Below are 18,953 nucleotides of genomic sequence, written 5' to 3'. Positions count from 1 at the left end.
CCCCATCCGCGCCCTCAGTCGTCGCGCGGTCTGTACGGGATCTTCAGAACACGTTCGAACAGCTCGGGCTTGGCCGGCTTCGGCAGCGGCGACGACTTGTGGATCGCCCGCTCGACGGCGGCGTCGAGTGCCGGGTTGCCACTCGAACGGCGCAACTTCACCTCAAGCACTTCGCCACTGGGCAGTTGCGTGACTTCGAACTCGGCCTGTGGATTGCCCTGGATTCCCGGCGGCAGCGTGATGTTGCCGCGGATCTTGCCGCGGATCTTCTCGATGTACTCGGCCTGCCCGCGCTTCGCGTCGGCGGCCGCCTGCTCGGCCTGCAACTGCTTGAGCTGACGCGCTTCGGCATCGGCTCGCGCCCGCTGCTCCTGGGCCGCCTTCTGCTGCTGCAACTGCTTCTGCTCCCGCTTCAGTTCATCGTCGAAGCTTGGACGCCGCTCGGGTTCCTTCGCTCTGGGCTCCTCCTTCGCCTTTGCCTCTTCCCTGCGCGGCGGCTCCTTCGCCTTCACCTCTTCCTTGCGCACCGGTTCGCGGGTCTTCGGCTCCTCTTTCCGCGGTGGCTCCTTGATCTTCGCTTCCTCCTTCCGGGATGGCTCCTTGACCGGCTCCTTCGGCGGCTTCTTTTCCTCCTTCAACGCGATGTCCGGCCGGACTGGTGGCTTGGGCTCCACTTTCGGTTCTGGTTTGGCGATCGCTCGCGGCGCTGGTTCAGGCTTCGCCGGCGGCTTCGGCTCGGGTTTCGGCTCGGGTCGGGGCTCAGGCTTCGCTGGCGGCTTCGGCTCGGGCTTCGGCTCGGGTCGGGGCTCAGGTTTGGCTTCGGCCTTCGGTGTTGCCGGTCTGGGTTCCGGCCGGGGTTCGGGCTGCGCGCTCGACGGGGGCGCCGGTGCGGCACGCCAGACCTCGACTTCGACCGTCGCCGGCAACTGGCTCTTCCACTGCACGCCGAGGAACAGCGCACCCAGGAGCAACAGGTGCACCGTCGCAGAAAGGGCAAGCGACGGCCACTTCGCCGGTTCATCCGGTGGCATCCGCGGGAAGGTCTGGACCGCTTCCACAGGTCAGCGACTCACCTGTCGGAGGGCTGCACGAGGAGGCCGATGCGTTTGACCTGCTGCTGCTGGAGGTCGTCCATGACTTCCAGTACCGCTTGGTACTTGACGTTCCTGTCACCGGCGATGAGCACCGCCTGCTCCGGATTCCGGCGCTGCGCGCTGGCGATCTCCTGCACCAGTTCGCGCCGGCTCAGCGATCGTTCGTTCTTGCCGGGAGCCAGCAACGCCAGCGTCCGGTCGGCGCGGACGATCACCTGCAGCGCTTCGACCGGCGGCTGTGCCGCCTTGCCGACCGACGGCACGTCGATGCTGGCGGTGGTCATCATCGGTGCCGTCACCATGAAGATGACCAGCAACACCAGCATGACGTCGATGTAGGGGACGACGTTGATCTCGTTCTTCAGGCGACGCGAACGCATGGCTCTACCTCATCTGCCGCTGCAGGATGTTCGAGAACTCTTCCATGAACGACTCGAAGCGCGACGACAGGCGGTCGATCTCGTGCGCGAAGCGGTTATAGGCGACGACCGCCGGAATCGCTGCAAAGAGGCCGATGGCTGTCGCCACCAGTGCCTCGGCAATCCCCGGTGCCACCGCTGCCAGCGTCGCCTGACCGACGTTCGAGAGACCGCGGAACGAGTGCATGATGCCCCAGACGGTACCGAACAGGCCGACATACGGACTGACCGAACCGACCGAGGCGAGGAAGGCGAGATGCGAGTCGATGCTGTCCATCTCGCGCTGATAGGTGGCGCGCATGGCGCGCCGCGAGCCGTCGATGACGTCCTTCGGATCGAGATTCTTCTGGCTGCGCAACTTGGTGAATTCACGAAAGCCGGACTCGAAGATGCGCTCCATGCTGCCCGTGCTGTGGCGATCGTTGATCGCGCTCTGGTAGAGACTGTTCAGGTCGCCGCCACTCCAGAAGTCGCGCTCGAACTGCTCGGTCTGCGCGCGCGCCGCCTTGACGGTGAACCACTTGCGGAAGATGTAGTACCAGGACATGAACGAGACGCCGGCAAGCAGCAGCATCACGGCCTGCACGACGGCGCTGGCGTTGAGGATCAGGTGCAGGATCGACAGGTCTTGCGAGACATTCATTGCAGTGCTTCCATCTTGTTGCGCAGAATTGCGGGGATCGACACGGCCCTCATCCGGCCCGCATGCACACAGACGATGTGCACGGCGGCCTGGATCAGATCCTGCGAGGATCGGTCGCCATCTTCCCCGGCACGCCGGATGTGCTGCCGAAAGAAGACCTGGGCCCGACTGATCCGCTCCACTTCGAGGCCGACGATCAACTCGTCGTCCAGCCGTGCCGGCTCGAGATACTCGACCGTGAGCTTGCGGACGACGAAGGCGATGCCCGGGTCACGCAGCAGGTCGGCCTGCCGGTAGCCGGCCGCGCGCAGCCATTCGCTACGGCAGCGCTCCAGATACTTCAGGTAATTGGCGTAGTACACCACCCCACCGGCATCGGTGTCTTCGTAGTAGATGCGTACCGCGCAGGTGAAGGTCGTTGGTTTGCGCTCGTGGTCCATGGCCGGCTGGGATTCTAAGGCAGCACCCTGTGGGCAAATGTAAGTGATTGTGACCGCATCGGCGCACGCTCAGGTCGCCGGCCAGAGTGCGCCCTGCGGCTGCTCACCGTTGCTCGTCAGACCGAGATGCCGGTAGACCGCCGGCGTCGCGACGCGACCCCGCGGCGTGCGCTGCAGGAAACCCTGTTGGATCAGGAAGGGTTCGAGCACGTCCTCGATCGTGTCGCGCGCTTCGCCGATCGCCGCCGCCAGGTTGTCGACCCCCACCGGCCCGCCGGCGAACTTGTCGATGACTGCCGACAGCAGCTTGCGGTCCATCACATCAAGACCTCCGTGGTCCACTTCGAGCAGCAGCAGCGCCGCGTCGGCCACCTCCAGCGTGATGTGGCCGGATGCTCGCACCTCGGCGAAATCGCGCACCCGCCGCAACAGGCGGTTGGCGATCCGTGGCGTGCCGCGTGAGCGGCGGGCGATTTCCAGCGCACCGGCTGTGTCGGCTGGAACCTTGAGCAACTGCGACGAGCGGGCGACGATCAGGCTCAGCTCCTCGGGAGTATAGAACTCCAGTCGGGCGACGATCCCGAAACGGTCACGCAGGGGGTTGGTCAGCATGCCGGCGCGCGTCGTCGCGCCGACCAGCGTGAACGGTGGCAGATCGAGCTTGACCGAGCGTGCCGCCGGGCCCTCGCCGATCATGATGTCGATCTGGAAATCCTCCAGTGCGGGATAGAGGATCTCCTCGACGACTGGCGACAGGCGGTGGATCTCGTCGATGAACAGGACGTCGCGCGGCTCGAGGTTGGTCAGGATGGCCGCCAGGTCCCCAGCGCGTTCGAGCACCGGTCCGGAGGTCGAGCGCAGGTTGACGCCCATTTCAGCGGCGATGATGTGTGCCAGCGTCGTCTTGCCGAGGCCCGGCGGGCCGAAGAGCAGGACGTGATCGAGCGTGTCGCTGCGCTTCTTCGCTGCCTCGATGAAGATCGTCAGTTGCTCGCGGATCTTCGCCTGGCCGACGTAGTCGCCCAGGCGTCGAGGACGCAGCGCGCGCTCGATGGCTTCCTCCTGGGACGAGGTCGAGGCAGCGGACACCAGTCGTGCCAGCGGAACTGCGGAGAGGTCGTCGGTCTCGATCATTGCTGCAGTCCCTCGTCCGCCGCAACCGATCGCGCGGCGGCGTGTGCCAGCCATTCACGGATCAGGACCTGACCAAGCGCCAGCAGGGTCGGACCGAGAAACAGCCCGATGAAGCCGAAGACCAGCACACCACCAAACACCCCGACGACGATCAGCAGCAATGGCAGGCTCGAACTGCGCGAGATGAGGATGGGTTTGATGAAGTTGTCGACGCCGCTGATCCCGAACATCCCCCACAATACCATGAACACCGCCCAGCCAGTCTGCCCCTCGCTGTAGAGCCAGATGGCGGCGCCCATCCAGATCAGGGTGCCGCCGATCACCGGCACCATCGACAGGAAGAACATGGCGACCGTCAGGATCAGGACACCGGGAACGCCGGCAATGAGGAAGCCGATCATCGCCACCACCGCCTGCGCTGCGGCGGTGCCGACGATACCGACCATGACTCCGGTCACCGTTCCCTCGACCAGCGCCAGCATGCGCTCGCCGAGGTCGCCGGCAAGTGTCCGGCTGCCGACATGCAGCGCGTCGGCGTAGATGTGCGCATCGCGAAAGATGAAAAAGACGAAGAAGATGACCAGCAGCAGCTGCAGCAGTCCCTGTGCCAGCAGTGCCGCGGTCGCCAGGGCCAGGTTGCGGGTCGGCTCGACGAACTGGTGGAGGAGATTGTTCATCTCCTCGCGGCTGGCCACCAGCTTCTGCCAGTAGTCGGCGGCATCGCGCCCGACGAGGGGCAGCGTCGCCAGCCAGCTCGGTGGTTCCACCGGCAGGCCATTCTCCAGCAGCGGTTTGAGATAGCGGATGGCAAGTTCGATGCCGTCGGCAATCGACCCGGAGAGCAGTGCGACCGGCGCGACGAGGAGCAGCAGGAGCAGGATCGAGACCAGCAGCGCCGCCAGATTGCTGCGTCCGCGACAAAGCCACAGGAGCCGGTTGCGAATCGGCAGGGTGACGATGCAGATGACGACGGCGAAGAGCAGCGTGCCGGTGAAGGGCAGGAGCACGGCGATGCAGCCGGTCAGCAGCAAGGCGACGAGGGCGATCTGCAGCAGCTGCTTGTGGCTCGGATTCATCGTCGATTCAGACCTTTGACAACATCTTCAGCGCCTGCCGAATGCCATCCGCGGTCGCGATGCCAGCTGGCAACTGCTTCACTGCCGTTGCCGCTTCGCGCTCATTGTAGCCCAGCGCCAGCAGGGCATTGAGGACATCGCCATGCGCGTCGACCGTCGCGGCCGGACTGCTCGGCAGCGCGTCGGCGAGCTTGCCCTTCAGCTCGAGCAGGAGGCGCTCGGCGGTCTTGGTGCCGATGCCCGGGATCTTCGTCAGGCGGCCAACCTGCTGCTGCGCCACCGCCGCTGCCAGTTCGCCCACCGAGAGACCCGAGAGAACCGACAATGCAAGGCGGGCGCCGATGCCCGAAATCTTCAGCAACTGGCGAAACGCATGTCGCTCGCCTTCACTGGCAAACCCGTAGAGAAAATGCCCGTCCTCGCGCACGACGAAGTGGGTCAGCAGGCTGAGCCTGTCACCGTTCGCCGGCAGATTGTAGAAGGTGCTCATCGGCACGTCGAGTTCGTACCCGACACCCTGCACGTCGACGACCACCTGCGGCGGATTCTTCTCCAACAAGACGCCGGTCAGCCGGCCGATCATCGCTCACCCCCCTCTTTCTGGCCGACGACCTTCCTCAGAATCAATCGGCCGCCGCGCACCTGAAGGCCACCTGCCGCCAGGCGCCCGAGTCCTTGTCCGCCGTGCGCGTGCGCGATGGCGCAGGCGAGCGCATCGGCGGCATCGGCACCGGGCATCGACGGCAAGGATAACAGGTGACGCACCATGTGTTGCACCTGCACCTTGTCGGCGTGACCGTTGCCAACCACCGCCTGTTTCACCTGCAGGGCGGTGTACTCGGCAACAGCCAGTCCGCTGCTGACCAAGGCGCTGATCGCCGCCCCGCGCGCCTGCCCGAGGAGCAGGGTGGACTGTGGATTGACATTGACGAAGACGATCTCGGTCGCTGCCTCGTCGGGTCGATGTTGCGCCACCAGCTCGCGCAATCCGGTGTGGATCGTTCCCAAGCGGATCGGCAGCGAATCGCCGATCGTGGTCCGGATGCAGCCGCTGGCGAGGTAGCGCAAACGGCTGCCGACCTTCTCGATCACACCGAACCCGGTGACGCGCAACCCGGGGTCCACGCCCAGGATGCGCAACGCGGGCAGCCCGGTCTCGCTCATCGTGGTGGCAAGCGCGCCAGATACACCCCGAGCACGGCCAGCAACATGCCGGCGATGGCCACGGCACCAAGGGTCTCGCCGAAGACCAGCCAGGCGATCAGGGCCGTGCTCGGCGGCGTCAGGTAGAAAAGACTGGCGACATTGACGGCGCTACCGCTGCGAATCAGTAGATTGAGCAAGCTGATGGCACCAACGGAAAGCACCAGGACGAGCCAGAGAAGGGCGAAAACGAACTCCCCCGTCCACTCGATGTGCATGCTTTCGGTCCACCACGCGACCAGGGCAGTGCAGACGGTCGTCGGCAGGAACTGGACGACCGATCCGCTGCGCAAATCGAAGTGCGCACAGAAGCGCTTCTGGTACAGCGTGCCGGCAGTGATTCCGGACAGCGCCGCAAGTGCCGGCAGGAGCATCGCGGCGAGCGGCAGATCGCCGATCTTGTTCGCCACCACCAGCGCCACCCCGGCGAGGCCGATGACCAGCCCCAGCCACTGCCGCGGCGCGACCCGCTCACCGAGCAGAAAGCCGGCGCCGGCGGCGGTCAACAGCGGCTGCAGGCCGACGACCAGGGCCGTCACACCAGCCGGCAGACCATTCTTGATCGCCATGAACACGCCGCCCAGATAGAGCGCGTGCAGCAACAGGCCGGAAACGCCGAGATGCAGCAGCTGGCTGCCACCGCTCGGCCACGGGGCGCCGGAGACCAGAGCCAGGATGGTCATCAGGGTGAGCACGAGCAGATAGCGGACGAGCAGGAAGCTCAGCGGTTCAGCGTAGGGCAGGCCGAACTTGGCGCCGATGAAACCGGTGCTCCAGAGGAAGACGAAAAGAAGGGGCAGTATCGAGGGTACGGGGCGCATGGCATGGGCTCATCGCATCTTGGCAGGAGTGTAGCAAGCGTCGCCCCGGCTGATGGCAACGCGGCCGGGCGCGCACATGGCAGCGGCTGCGGACCCGCGTGACGCCAGGTCGCGGCGCGGACCATCGCGCTGCGGCGGCTGCCGACAAGCTCTTCGTACCATGCGCCGACTGGCACGAGCAAGCCCTACCGCCGGCGCCTTGGCAGGGCATCCTGGCTGCCGGCGCACCCCCGCTCCTGCTGCCGAAAAGGCGGCGTCGGCTCACACTGGCAGCGGCTGACGATAACCGAGTGCCTGTTCGATCCGGCCTGCCGTCGCCTTGATCGGTGCCACCCATTCCGGATCGTGGCGTTCGCTCGGTGCCGAGACCGAAAGTCCGGCGGCGAGTTGCCCCTCGTCATTGCGGATGGGCGCGGCGATGCAGCGCAGGCCGATCTCGGCTTCCTCGTTGTCGGTGGCGAAGCCGTGCCGGCGAATCCAGTCGAGTTCCTTCTCGAGCGCATCGAGGCGGGTCAGTGAATGCGGGGTCTTTCCGGGCAAGCCGGTCCGACGGGCATACGCGCGCACATCAGCCGGGCTGTCGGCAGCGAGGAACAGCTTGCCGACCGAGGTCAGGTGCAGGGGAGCACGTCCGCCAACCAGATAGACCACACGCAGGAGTGAGCGCCCGCTCGAAGTCCTTTCGACGTAGATGATCTCGTCCTCGTGGCGAACCCCCAGGTTGACCGCTTCGCCGATCGATTCGTGCAGTTGCTGCATGTAGAGGAGAGCCACCTGCCGGATGCTGATGCGCGACTTGACGATGTTTCCCAGCTCGAGCAGCCGGATTCCGAGCGTGTAGGTGCCGCTGTCGTGACGCTCGACAAGAGCCGAACCGATCATCGCCGCCAGGATGCGGTGCGCGGTCGAAGGATGGAGGCCAGTAGCCTGCGCCAGCGCCTTCAGGCTCGCTGGCTCCGGCAGGTTGGCCAGCACTTGAAGCAGCGCCATCATCCGCTCGATGACCTGTATTGAGCCCTTGTCCGCCTGTTGTTCGGTCATTGCCTTCCTGTAGACCCGTCGATCCTGTGGCGGGCGGGATACGAACCGCGCACCACCACTTGTGCAACTTGCAATCTTATCATCAGCCGCCGCCACACGGCTGGTCGGCGGGCCCCGACGCGCTCTCCGCCAATCGCCAAGGAGGCAGCCGATGCGCTTGCGCGCCGAGTTCCGGCAGTGCTTGATGCACCTCGGACTCTCCGGTAAGGTGTGGCCATGAACCCATCGGATGCCATCGCTGAGCTTCTGCACAAGCTGGGCAAGGATCTGGAGCGCAAACGTGCCCTGCTGATCGACCGTTACCCGAATGCACGCAGCACGCTGCGGGCGATGCTGTCGACGATCGGCGTCACGACCGTGCACGCCGCGGGCACCTCAGCGGAGGTCCTGCGACAGGTCAAGGCAAACAGTTTCGACATCATTCTCTCCGACTACCGGCTCGAGGATGGACGTGACGGTCAGCAGTTGCTGGACGAGCTGCGGCAACAGCACCTGGTGCGACTGGCCACCGTCTTCATCATCGTCACCAGTGAGCGCACCTACCACAACGTCGTTTCGGTGGCTGAGCTGGCTCCGGACGATTATCTGATCAAGCCTTTTACGGCGGACGAACTGCGTGGCCGCTTGCTGCGCGCAGTCCACAAGAAGCAGTTCCTGGCCGCTGTCTTCGATCACCTCGACAACGGCGCCTACGCCCAGGCGCTACTGGCCTGTGACCGCCTTCTGGGGCAGGACAGCGGTTTCCTCATGGATCTGCTGCGTTGCAAGGGGGAGATTCTGAACGTGCTCGGACGTCCTGCCGAAGCGCAGGCGGTCTACCAGCAGGTGCTCGCGCAACGCGTCCTTCCCTGGGCGCGAATGGGCTTGGCGGTCGCCTGCCGCAACCAGCAACAGCTGGCTGAAGCCGAGACCCTGGGGCAGTCGCTGGTCGAGGACTTTCCGGACTTCACCGCCGCCTACGACCTCCTCGCCGGAGTCCGCGAAGAAATGGGCAAGCTGGCGGAAGCCCAGTCGGTGTTGCTGCAGGCGGCGGCGAAGTCGCCCAACAATGCATCAAGGCAGCGGCTGGTCGGTGATCTGGCGGTGCGCAACAATGACCTGCAAACCGCCGAGAAAGCCTATGGCAAAGTGCTGGATCGTCGGCGCGGCTCGACCCTGAGCAACGTCGACGACTATACGAACCTTTCCCGGGTCCTGCTCGACCGCGGCCAGACCGATGGCGCCCACAGGATCACCGCACAGCTGCGGCGTGACTGGCGGGGAAGCAAGCAGGGCGAACTGGCGGCACTGGTCATCGAAACACTCTGTGCCAACCAGGAAGGCAACCCGGCCAAAGCCCGCGACATCATCGAGCAGGCACTGCAGTTGAGCACGTCCCTGCACGAAGCGGGCAAGGGCTCCCTGCTGTCACAGGCGCTCACCCTCGACCTGGCGCATGCATGCCTGGCCACCGGCAAGGAAGCGGAGGCACGGGACATCTTTCGTCAGGTGGCCGCCGAGAATCATGAGGATCGCAACATGATTGCCAAGCTGCAGGGCATCTACAGCAAGGCGGGCCGGGAGGCCGACGGGCAGGCGCTGCTGGCCGAAGTTGGCAAGGAGATCGTCGAACTGAACAACCGCGGCGTTCTGGCCGCACGCAACGGCGACGTCGAAGGTTCGGTCAGATTGCTGATGGAGGCCGCGGAACGAGTGCCCAATCTGCAGTTCCTCGTCAACGCAACGAAAGCGATCTTCACCCTCCTTGACCGGAAGGGCTGGGACGCCGACCTGGCGCGGCGCGGCCTGCGTTACCTGCAGCTGGCGCAAACGAAGGACATGCGCAATGTGCGGGTGATCTCGGCACGTGAACTGTACCAGCGCGTCGCGCGCAAGTACGGAGTGGCCCTGGTGCCGGCAGCGGGCGTCCTGACTGCCGGCGGGCGGCCAACGACGTAGCTGGCAAAGACCGTCGCCAAGGATCACCGGAACGAATCCTGTGGGCGCAGTCCCGGTCGGGTGTCAAGTCCCGGTCGGGTTGCTGCCCACTGGCGGCTGCCACCGTCCCAGGATTTCCTCGAGAAAGGCTCGCGCCGGCAGCGACAGGGGCTTGCCACGCCGATGCATGAGCAACCACGGCTGGCGCAGCGGAAATCCACCGACGTCCAGAATGCACACTTCCTGCTGGCGCGGATCCGTGCTCAAAGCCTGTCGCGACAGGACGGCCAGACCGGCGCCACTGGCGACCAGTTCGCGGATGGCCTCATTGCTGCTGACCGTCAGCTTGACGTCGAGCCTGATCGCCAGCTTCGTGAGGTGGCTGTCGATCGTCCGCCGTGAACCGGAGCCCGTTTCGCGCAGGATGAAGCGCTCGCCGCACAGCTCGGCCAGCTCGACCCGTCGCCCCACCGCCCAATGCGCGAGCGGGGCGATGACGACGAGTTCGTTGTCGACCAGCGGATGGCTTTCCACCTGCACGTCTTCTGGCGGATAAAGCAGGACATAGAGGTCGTCCTGGTTGGCCCGCATGCGGGCAAGGATGTGCTCACGATCGGCAACCTCGAGCTCCACATGGACGTCCGGGTAGCGGCGACAGAAGTCACCCACCACGCGCGGCAGGAAGTACTTTGCCGTCGTCACCAGGGCGACCCGCAGGCGGCCACGCTTGAGGCCCTTGAGATCGGCAATCGTGGCCTCGAAGCTCGTCCACAGGTCGTCCAGCGCCCGCGCCATCTGCAGCGTCTCCTTGCCGGCATCGGTCAGTACCAGCGTGCGACCGACCTGCTCGAAGAGCGGCAGACCGAGGGTGTCGGCGATCTGTCCCACCTGCAGGGACACCGCCGGCTGTGTCAGGTGAAGCTCCTCGGCAGCCTTCGAGAAGCTCCGATGGCGAGCGACGGCGGTAAAGCTCTCGAGTTGGCGAAGCGTGATTCTGCGGCGTGGCATGTATCAGTTGAAACAAATCGTTCGGCCGATTATATCTTATTGGACTTTATGGATGTCAGGTCCCATAGTCTGCCTCGTCCGTGGCTGTGCCGCGGATGCCAGTCGAACCAGCCAATCAAGGAGAAGCACATGCGTCACTACACCACCGACAGCGCCGAAGCCATATCACGAGTCGTTGCCCTCGCCTTGCTCGCCGATGGTGCACTTGACAACAGGGAAATCGAGTCGCTGTCAAGACAGGACATTTTCGAACGCCTGCGGATCGCCCCGACCACACTCGATCGTGTGATCCACGAGTTCTGCGATGACCTGCTGCAATGTGCGCGGGCACCCAACGTGGGACAGATCGAGCTTGACCGAGAACTCGTCGATCATCTGCTCGAAGACATCCGCTCACCGGAACTGCAGCAGCAGACCTTGGGCGCGATGGTCGATATCGTCAATGCCGACGGCTGTCTCAACGGGAGTGAGGCGATCGTCATCTCCGAAGCGATGAGCCTCTGGGGACTGGAGTTGCAGAGGGTCACCCACACGCTGGTACGGCCAGCGCAGACGTCGTCAACCGCGCGGCCGATCGCCCAATCCTGGCAGACATGATGCTGCGGCGCCGCCATCGCCTGTCCTTCTGACGGCCTTGCCGCCAGAAGGCGGCGCTCAATGTCTGCCGCCAAGCCCCAGATAGCTTTCGATGACGCGCGGGTCGCTGGCCAGCGTTGCGCTGTGGCCTTCCAGGGAAATGCTGCCAGTCTCCAGAACGTAGGCGTAGTCAGCCACCTGCAAGGCAGCACGCGCGTTCTGCTCGACCAGGAGGATGGCGACACCGAGGCTCCTGAGCTGGGTGATGGTGCGGAAAATCTCCCTGATGACCAGCGGCGCCAGACCGAGACTGGGCTCGTCGAGCAGCAGCAGCCGTGGCTTCGCCATCAGCGCTCGGCCCATTGCCAACATCTGGCGCTCGCCGCCCGACAGGGTGCCGGCCAGCTGCTGCCGGCGCTCCATCAGTCGCGGGAAGATGTCGAACACATGGTCGATCGTTTCGAGCTGATCCCGATGCCCGGCACGGTAACGATCGAAGGCCCCGAGCAGCAGGTTGTCAGCAACACTCATTTCGGCGAACAGCTCGCGCTTCTCAGGCACCAGAGTCATCCCTTGCCGCACCAGCTGCTCAACCGTGCGCCCGGCGCCCTGCTGCGCGCCAAGATAGGTCAGCTCGCCGCGCAGCGGCAGGAGGCCGATCAGCGCCGACAGGAGTGTCGTCTTCCCGGCGCCATTGGGACCGATGACGGTCGCGATCTCGCCCCGACGCACGCGCAGCGACAGGCCATGCAGGGCTTCAACCTTGCCATAGCTGACCGAAAGGTCGCGCGCCTCAAGCACGACGCTGCGTTCCTCGCCCGCCGGCGCGGCGCTCATTCGACCCCGCCGAGATAGGCCTCAACCACTGCCGGATTGCGCTGGATCTCCTCCGGCAAGCCTGCCGCCAGCTTGCGGCCGAACTCCATGACCACCACCCGGTCGGCCAGACCCATCACGAACTCCATGTCGTGCTCGACCAGGAGGATGCCCATCCCTTCGGCACGCAGTCGCCGCAGGAGATCGCCCAGGGCCTGCTTTTCGCCGTAGCGCAGACCAGCGGCCGGCTCGTCGAGGAGCAGCAGGCAAGGGTCGGCGGCCAGCGCGCGGGCAATCTCGACCAATCGCTGCCTGCCGAGAGGCAGGGTCCCGGCGGGCTCGTACATCTGGTCACCCAGACCGCAGCGCTCGATCTGCACGGCCGCCTCGTGCAGCAAGCGAGCATCCTCGTCGCGATCGGCACGACAGGCGGCGGCAATGAAGCTCTTGCGGCCGCGCAGATGGGCACCGATGGCGACATTCTCGATGACACTCATCGCCGGCAGCAGGCGGACATGCTGAAAGGTCCTGCTCATTCCCAGACGGGCAATCCGGCGTGCCGGCAGCGACTCGACGCGCTGCCCACGGAAACTGACGCGACCCGAGGTCAGCGGGTCGACGCCTGAAATGCCGTTGAACATCGTGCTCTTGCCGGCGCCGTTCGGACCGATCAGGGCCATGATCTCGCCGGCGCGAACGCGGAAACTGACGCGGTCGTTGGCCACCAGGCCGCCGAAGCGCTTGCTCGCATCGCTGACCTCGAGCAGTGCGGAGCCGGGTTCGGGAAGCGATCGTCGCGCCAGGCGCGGCACCCCTTCGGTGTGCGCGCGGCGCACCTCCTGCGGCCAGAAGCGTTGCAGCATCGGCCATACGCCGTCGCGCGCCCGATGCAGGACGACGATCATCAGCAGTCCGAAGACGATCATCTCGAAATTGCCGCTCTGCCCCAGCAGGTGGGGCAACCAGTCCTGCAGCCACTGCTTGAGGACCGTGATCAGACCGGCGCCGAGAATCGCTCCCCAGACGTGCGAGACGCCGCCCACGACGGCCATGAACAGGTATTCGATTCCCTGCGTCAGGGAAAACGGCGTCGGGTTGACGAAGCGCTGCAGGTGAGCATAAAGCCAGCCCGAGACGGCGGCATAGAGGGCGGCGACGGCGAAGACGACGATCTTTGAACGGGGCGTGTTGACCCCCATCGCTTCGGCCATCACCGAGCCACCCTTGAGGGCACGTATCGCCCGCCCTTCGCGCGAGTCGAGCAGGTTGCGTGTCGCCAGGATCAGGGTCAGCAGGATCGCCCAGATCAGGTAGAAGAAATCGCGACCGGAGCGGAGTTCGAAGTCGAGGATGTGCAGTGGCGGCACGCCGGTGATGCCGGTGTGACCACCGAGTGCCGCCAGGTTGCCAAAAAGGTAGTAGAGACTGATCCCCCACGCGATCGTGCCGAGGGGAAGGAAGTGGCCGGACAGCCGCAGGGTCACGAGACCCAGCGACAGGGCAACGATCGCCGTCACCAGCAAGCCGGCAGGCAGCGTCAGCCACGGCGACACCCCGTGCATCGTCGTCAGGTAGGCGGTCGTGTAGGCACCGAGACCGGCAAAGGCGGCCTGCCCAAAGGAGGTAAGGCCACCGACACCGGTCAGCATCACCAGTCCGAGGGTGACGATGGCGTAGAGGCCGATGTAGTTGAGCAGCGTGACATGGAACTCCGGCAACACGACTGGTGCAGCCAGCAGGAGGACGATGAAGATCGCCAGGAGAACCGTCGCGTGCGGACTGCGCTTCATGCCTCTTCCACGTGACGCGTCTTCAGCGACCGCCAGAGCAGCACCGGGATGATCAGCGTGAACACGATCACTTCCTTGAAGGCACTCGCCCAGAATGAGGAGTAGGCTTCGAGCAGGCCGACCAGGACGGCACCGGCAGCCGCCGCGGGATAGCTGGCAAGCCCGCCGATGATCGCGCCGACGAAGCCCTTGAGGCCGATGAGGAAACCCGAATCGTAGTAGACGGTGGTGATCGGTGAAATCAGCACGCCGGAAAAGGCGCCGATGGCGCCAGCCAGGGTGAAGGACAGCAGCCCCGCGAGGTCCCCGGAGATGCCCATCAGGCGGGCCCCCGTGCGGTTCATCGCCGTCGCCCGCAGGGCCTTGCCGTACAGCGTCCTCTCGAAGAACAGATAGAGCGCAACGATCAGGAGGGCGCTGGCGACGATCACCAGGAGCGTCTGCCCCTGCAGGACGACATCGCCGACCGCGAAGCTGGCATCGGTGAACGCCGGGGTCCGTGAACCCTCGGCGCCGAAGAACAGCAGCCCGATGCCGGTCAGGGTCACATGCACGGCGACCGAAACGATCAGCAACGCCAGCACCGATGCCTCTGCAACCGGCTGGTACGCCAGGCGGTAGAGCATCGGTCCGAGCGGGACAACCAGCATCAGGGTCAGAAGTACCTGCACCAAGAGGGGCAGGCCTGCGGGCGAGACCGCCAGCAGGCTGGCCGCCAGGAGCAGCGGTGCGCCACAATTGATCAGGAGGATGAGCGGCAGGCGGTGGAAGCGGCGCGCACGCACGGCCGCCGCGCCTTCGATGAGGCCGATCGCCATCCCCATCGCGAGCAGCAGCCAGGCCGTTCCCGGCAGCTTGCCAGCCTGCAGGCTGGCCAGCGTCAAGGCGCCAAAGGCAACGAACTCACCCTGCGGGATGAAGATCACCCGCGTCACTGCGAAGACGAGGACCAGGGCGAGGGCCAGGAGGGCGTAGATGGCACCGTTGGTGACGCCATCCTGGCCCAGCAGCAATGCAATCTGCAAATCCATCAACACCATCCAGTCGCTGCGCCTGCCGCTGGCGGCAGCCTGCGGGCGGTGCTCGTGGCCATCACGGGTCCCACAGGCACTATTCGACGAGCTTCCAGGTCCCGTTGTCGATGCGCACCATCACCCGCGCCCGCTGATCGAATCCGAGATGGTCCTGCGGGCTCATGTTGAACACCCCGTGCGCAGCGGTGAGATTCGTCGTCTTCTCCAGCGCCTGGCGCAACGCCTTGCGAAACTCGGGCGTTCCGGGTTGCGCCTTCTTCAGTGCTTCCGGCACGGCATGGGCCAGCAACAGGCTGGCGTCCCAGGCATGCGCGCCGAAGGTCGAAGCCGTGCCCTTGCCGTGCAGCGCCTCGTACTTCGTGACATACTCGAGGGCCACCTTCTTGATCGGGTTGCCGTTGGGCAGCTGGGCAGCCACCAGGACGGGACCGGCAGGCAGGAAGGTGCCTTCGCAATCCTTGCCGCAGACGCGCAGGAAGTCCGCGTTCGCCACCCCGTGCGTCTGGTACATGAGGCCCCTGTAGCCCTTGTCCTTGAGCGACTTCTGTGGCAGGGCCGCCGGTGTCCCGGCTCCCCCCACGAGAACCGCGTCCGGTTTGGCGGCGAGGATCTTCAGTACCTGCCCCGTCACCGACGTGTCGGCCCGATTGAAGCGCTCGTTGCCGACGATCTGGATCTTGCGCGCTTCGGCAATCCTCGAGAACTCGTTCCACCAGCCCTCGCCGTAGGCGTCGGCGAAACCGATGTAGGCCACCGTCCGGACCTGGTTGTCGAGCATGTGCTGGACGAGCGCCGTGGCCATCTGGGCGTCGTTCTGCGGTGTCTTGAAGACCCAGGCGCGCTTGCCGTCCATCGGATCGATGATCCGCGCCGAAGCCGCCATCGAGATCATCGGCGTCTCGCCCTCGGCAACCACGTCGATCATCGCCAGCGAATTGGGAGTGGTCGTGGAACCGATCACGACATCGACCTTGTTCTCGGCGAGCAGCTTGCGCGTGTTCTTGACTGCCGTCGTCGTGTCGGAAGCGTCATCGAGGATGATGTAGTTGATCTTCTGGCCAGCGATGGTCGTCGGCAACAGGGCAAAGGTGTTCTTTTCAGGAATCCCCAGCGAAGCAGCCGGACCGGTCGCCGACAGCGTCACGCCGACGTTGATCTCGGCACGCGCACCGGCAGCGAGAACGATTCCCAGGAAGGCCAGCAGACTGGCCAGCAGCAGCTTGATTCTCATACGTCCTCCCGTAAGTTGCCCGAACTCCTGCAGCCGGTGAGCGGGCGGCAGCAGGTAACCATTGTGCGGCCACGGGCAGCGTGAGACAAGTCTAATGGAAAGTGTCGTGAGCGAACTTGAGGATGAAGACGCTGACGACGGCGAGGAAAGCCCGCCTGACGAAGGCGCTGCCATGGCGCAGCGCGAGATGTGTGCCTAGAAACGAGCCGACCACATTGCAGGCCGCCATCATCACCGCCAGCAAGGGCAGGAGATGGCCGTGCGGGACGAAGAAGCCGAGCGCCGCCAGGTTGGTCGCCACATTGACCACTTTCGCCGCCGCCGAGGCGTGCAGGAAGTCGAAGCCAAAGAAACGGATGAAGAGGAAGATCAGGAAACTGCCGGTGCCCGGGCCAAAGAAGCCGTCGTAGAAGCCGATGACCCCGCCCAGCAGCAGTGCGTAGGCAAACTCGCGTCGCCCGGCATGCTGTGGACGGTGAATGCTGCCGAAGTCGCTGCGGGCGAAGGTGTAGGCGGCTGCCGCGATCAACAGCAGCAGGATCAGTGGCCGCAGCACCGCGGGCGGCAGCCAGGCCACAGCCATCGCACCAAGGTAGGAACAGGCCAGCGCCGCCCCGGCCGCCGGCAGGGTCGTGCGCCACGGCATCTCGACACGCCGGGCATAACGCCAGGCGGCGCTGCTCGTCCCGAAGATGCTGGAAAACTTGTTCGTCCCGAACAGCGTTGCTGGCAGCTCGCGTGGCAGCGTCTGGAACAGTGCGGGGATCTGGATCAGGCCGCCGCCCCCGACGACCGCATCGATGAAGCCGGCAAACAGGGCTGCGACCGCAAGCCCCACCAGCGGCAGGGCATCGAGTCCGTACATGCTGGTTCAGCGCCGGGCGACAAAGAACAGGCGCTTGAAAGGAAAGAGCGTCGTGCCGTCCGCAGCGGGCGGATGGACGGCAACCAGCCGCTCGCGATAGGCGGCGAGGAAGCGGTCGGCGGCGGACTCGTCGAGCCGCTCAATGAAGGGCAAGAGTGTCGTCCCCTTCATCCATTCGATGATCGGGTCCTCGCCGCTCAAGACATGCCAGTAGGTGGTCTCCCACAACTCCAGATGACTGCAGAGCGGCCGCAGCAGCTGCTCGTATTCGGCAGGGGACAGGATGCTGCCCATGCGCGCACTGCCCAACGCATCGCGCCAGCCGGCCTCGGCAGCGAGCTGGCGCAGGATGCGGTGCGCCGGCTCGCCAAAGTTGGCCGGCACCTGGACTGCCAGGACGCCATCCGGAGACAGTTGCCCGACGAGTTCGGGCAGAAGCCTGCCGTGATCCGGCAGCCAATGCAGAGCCGCATTCGAAAACAGCAGGTCGGGACTGGTGTCGGCCCGCCAGCTGGCGATGTCTGCCTGCTGCCATACTACGGCGGACGGTGTGCTGGCGGCTCTGGCGAGCATCGCCACATCACTGTCCAGGCCGATGACCGTCGCCGCCGGCCAGCGCTCGGCAAGCAGCCGGGTGACGTTGCCGGCACCGCAGCCGAGATCGACGATTCGCCGGGGCTCGGAATCGCCCAGCCTGGCCAGGAGATCGAGCGCCGGCCGCAACCGGGCGTCGGCGAACCTGAGATACTGCCCGGGACTCCACCTCATCTGCGCGCCCATCACCTTCGCCGTGCACCGGCGCAAAATGCCAACAGAGCGCGATGTTACCTCAGCTTTCCTGACGCTGGGCAGTGCCGATCGTGATCGGCGAACGCCTTCCGCTGATTCTGCCGACGAGCAACCCCGTCGGGAAAAGCCTTAAACTCGCGCTTTTCTGTCAACCGGAGGGCTGTTCACGATGCGCAAAGGGATCATCCTTGCCGGGGGCTCCGGCACTCGCCTTCACCCGGCCACCCTGGCCATCAGCAAACAGCTGCTGCCGGTATTCGACAAACCGATGATCTACTATCCGCTGAGTACGCTGATGCTGGCTGGTATCCGCGAGATTCTGGTCATTTCGACACCACAGGACACGCCGCGCTTCGCCCAGCTGCTCGGCGACGGCTCGCGCTGGGGACTCTCCCTGAGCTACGCGGTGCAACACAGCCCGGATGGGCTGCCGCAGGCTTTCATCATCGGCGCGGACTTTCTCGGCGATGATCCGTCGGCACTGGTGCTCGGTGACAACATCTTCTACGGTCACAGCTTCCAGAAGTTGCTCGCCCGGGCAGGCGAACGCGCGACCGGCAGCACGATATTCGCGTACCACGTACATGATCCGGAACGCTACGGCGTGGCGGAGTTCGACAGCGACGGCAGGGTGCTGAGCCTGGAGGAAAAGCCGCAGGCACCAAAATCGAACTACGCGGTCACCGGCCTCTATTTCTATGACAATCAAGTGACCGAACTCGCCAAGGGCCTCAAGCCGTCGGCACGCGGCGAGCTCGAGATCATCGATCTGACGCGTTCCTACCTGACACAGGGGCAGCTCAACGTCGAGCTGATGGGCCGCGGCTATGCCTGGCTCGATACGGGGACGCATGAAAGCCTCCTTGGTGCGGGACAGTTCATCGCGACGATCGAGCACCGGCAGGGGCTGAAAGTGGCCTGCCCCGAGGAGATCGCCTTCCGTCACGACTGGATCACCGCCGAACAACTCGAGTCGCTGGCGCAACCCTTGACCAAGAGCGGCTACGGCGAGTACCTGCTTGCCCTGCTGCGCGAAAGGCCATTCTGAGACGACCC

General features: G+C 65.2%; 20 protein-coding genes. 3 read left to right on the top strand and 17 right to left on the bottom strand.

Going from position 1 to position 18,953, the window contains the following annotated elements:
• Positions 1–14: 14 nt before the first annotated feature.
• From tolA to V5B60_RS05725, 10 genes are all read right to left on the bottom strand, one after another.
• Positions 15–1,031, bottom strand: a complete 1,017-nt coding sequence (gene tolA / locus V5B60_RS05770; RefSeq protein ID WP_332350439.1) for a cell envelope integrity protein TolA — start codon at positions 1,029–1,031, stop codon at positions 15–17.
• A gap of 38 nt (positions 1,032–1,069) precedes the next feature.
• A complete protein-coding gene (tolR, locus tag V5B60_RS05765; RefSeq protein WP_332346090.1) occupies positions 1,070–1,474 on the bottom strand; it encodes a protein TolR in 405 nt (134 codons plus the stop codon).
• A 4-nt stretch (positions 1,475–1,478) separates the two neighbouring features.
• The gene (gene tolQ / locus V5B60_RS05760; protein WP_034932331.1) at positions 1,479–2,156 is read right to left on the bottom strand and encodes a protein TolQ; all 678 of its coding nucleotides are present in this window, start codon (positions 2,154–2,156) and stop codon (positions 1,479–1,481) included.
• Positions 2,153–2,596, bottom strand: a complete 444-nt coding sequence (ybgC, locus tag V5B60_RS05755) for a tol-pal system-associated acyl-CoA thioesterase (protein WP_332346089.1) — start codon at positions 2,594–2,596, stop codon at positions 2,153–2,155. The genes tolQ and ybgC overlap by 4 nt, the downstream gene beginning before the upstream one ends.
• 69 nt (positions 2,597–2,665) lie before the next feature.
• Positions 2,666–3,730 carry a Holliday junction branch migration DNA helicase RuvB gene (gene ruvB / locus V5B60_RS05750; protein ID WP_332346088.1) on the bottom strand — a complete coding sequence of 355 codons (1,065 nt, stop codon included), beginning with the start codon at positions 3,728–3,730 and terminating at the stop codon, positions 2,666–2,668.
• Complete coding sequence (locus tag V5B60_RS05745) at positions 3,727–4,806, bottom strand: AI-2E family transporter (RefSeq protein WP_332346087.1); 1,080 nt, start codon at positions 4,804–4,806, stop codon at positions 3,727–3,729. The genes ruvB and V5B60_RS05745 overlap by 4 nt, the downstream gene beginning before the upstream one ends.
• A 7-nt stretch (positions 4,807–4,813) precedes the next feature.
• Complete coding sequence (gene ruvA, locus V5B60_RS05740; protein WP_332346086.1) at positions 4,814–5,389, bottom strand: Holliday junction branch migration protein RuvA; 576 nt, start codon at positions 5,387–5,389, stop codon at positions 4,814–4,816.
• A complete protein-coding gene (gene ruvC, locus V5B60_RS05735; protein WP_332346085.1) occupies positions 5,386–5,970 on the bottom strand; it encodes a crossover junction endodeoxyribonuclease RuvC in 585 nt (194 codons plus the stop codon). The genes ruvA and ruvC overlap by 4 nt, the downstream gene beginning before the upstream one ends.
• Positions 5,967–6,830 (bottom strand): DMT family transporter, encoded by an 864-nt coding sequence (locus tag V5B60_RS05730; RefSeq protein ID WP_332346084.1) that lies wholly within the window; start codon positions 6,828–6,830, stop codon positions 5,967–5,969. Before V5B60_RS05730 ends, ruvC begins: the two co-directional genes overlap by 4 nt.
• Before the next feature lie 261 nt (positions 6,831–7,091).
• Positions 7,092–7,871 carry an IclR family transcriptional regulator gene (locus V5B60_RS05725; protein WP_332346083.1) on the bottom strand — a complete coding sequence of 260 codons (780 nt, stop codon included), beginning with the start codon at positions 7,869–7,871 and terminating at the stop codon, positions 7,092–7,094.
• A 216-nt stretch (positions 7,872–8,087) separates the two neighbouring features.
• On the opposite strand from V5B60_RS05725, the gene V5B60_RS05720 reads away from it, so the two are divergent.
• The gene (locus V5B60_RS05720; protein ID WP_332346082.1) at positions 8,088–9,809 is read left to right on the top strand and encodes a response regulator; all 1,722 of its coding nucleotides are present in this window, start codon (positions 8,088–8,090) and stop codon (positions 9,807–9,809) included.
• A 63-nt stretch (positions 9,810–9,872) separates the two neighbouring features.
• On the opposite strand, the gene V5B60_RS05715 is transcribed toward V5B60_RS05720, so the two are convergent.
• Complete coding sequence (locus V5B60_RS05715) at positions 9,873–10,796, bottom strand: LysR substrate-binding domain-containing protein (RefSeq protein WP_332346081.1); 924 nt, start codon at positions 10,794–10,796, stop codon at positions 9,873–9,875.
• 129 nt (positions 10,797–10,925) lie between these two features.
• On the opposite strand from V5B60_RS05715, the gene V5B60_RS05710 reads away from it, so the two are divergent.
• Complete coding sequence (locus V5B60_RS05710) at positions 10,926–11,393, top strand: TerB family tellurite resistance protein (RefSeq protein WP_332346080.1); 468 nt, start codon at positions 10,926–10,928, stop codon at positions 11,391–11,393.
• 57 nt (positions 11,394–11,450) lie between these two features.
• On the opposite strand, the gene V5B60_RS05705 is transcribed toward V5B60_RS05710, so the two are convergent.
• From V5B60_RS05705 to V5B60_RS05680, 6 genes are all read right to left on the bottom strand, one after another.
• Positions 11,451–12,209, bottom strand: a complete 759-nt coding sequence (locus tag V5B60_RS05705) for an ABC transporter ATP-binding protein (protein WP_332346079.1) — start codon at positions 12,207–12,209, stop codon at positions 11,451–11,453.
• Positions 12,206–13,978, bottom strand: coding sequence for a branched-chain amino acid ABC transporter ATP-binding protein/permease (locus tag V5B60_RS05700; RefSeq protein ID WP_332346078.1), 1,773 nt, complete (start codon positions 13,976–13,978; stop codon positions 12,206–12,208). Before V5B60_RS05700 ends, V5B60_RS05705 begins: the two co-directional genes overlap by 4 nt.
• On the bottom strand, positions 13,975–15,009 hold the full coding sequence (locus V5B60_RS05695; RefSeq protein WP_332346077.1) for a branched-chain amino acid ABC transporter permease: 1,035 nt from the start codon (positions 15,007–15,009) through the stop codon (positions 13,975–13,977). The genes V5B60_RS05700 and V5B60_RS05695 overlap by 4 nt, the downstream gene beginning before the upstream one ends.
• A 79-nt stretch (positions 15,010–15,088) precedes the next feature.
• On the bottom strand, positions 15,089–16,243 hold the full coding sequence (locus V5B60_RS05690) for an ABC transporter substrate-binding protein (RefSeq protein WP_332346076.1): 1,155 nt from the start codon (positions 16,241–16,243) through the stop codon (positions 15,089–15,091).
• Between the two features lie 91 nt (positions 16,244–16,334).
• Positions 16,335–17,108 (bottom strand): sulfite exporter TauE/SafE family protein, encoded by a 774-nt coding sequence (locus V5B60_RS05685; RefSeq protein ID WP_332346075.1) that lies wholly within the window; start codon positions 17,106–17,108, stop codon positions 16,335–16,337.
• Between the two features lie 6 nt (positions 17,109–17,114).
• Complete coding sequence (locus V5B60_RS05680; protein ID WP_332346074.1) at positions 17,115–17,876, bottom strand: methyltransferase domain-containing protein; 762 nt, start codon at positions 17,874–17,876, stop codon at positions 17,115–17,117.
• 190 nt (positions 17,877–18,066) lie between these two features.
• Here V5B60_RS05680 and rfbA point away from each other — a divergent pair, with 190 nt between their 5' ends.
• A complete protein-coding gene (rfbA, locus tag V5B60_RS05675; RefSeq protein ID WP_332346072.1) occupies positions 18,067–18,945 on the top strand; it encodes a glucose-1-phosphate thymidylyltransferase RfbA in 879 nt (292 codons plus the stop codon).
• Positions 18,946–18,953 lie beyond the last annotated feature (8 nt).

The organism is Accumulibacter sp. (genome assembly GCF_036625195.1).
Classification (GTDB): Bacteria; Pseudomonadota; Gammaproteobacteria; order Burkholderiales; family Rhodocyclaceae; genus Accumulibacter.
The sequence above is the reverse complement of the archived record's forward strand: the minus strand, read 5'-3'. Positions and strand labels throughout refer to the sequence as shown.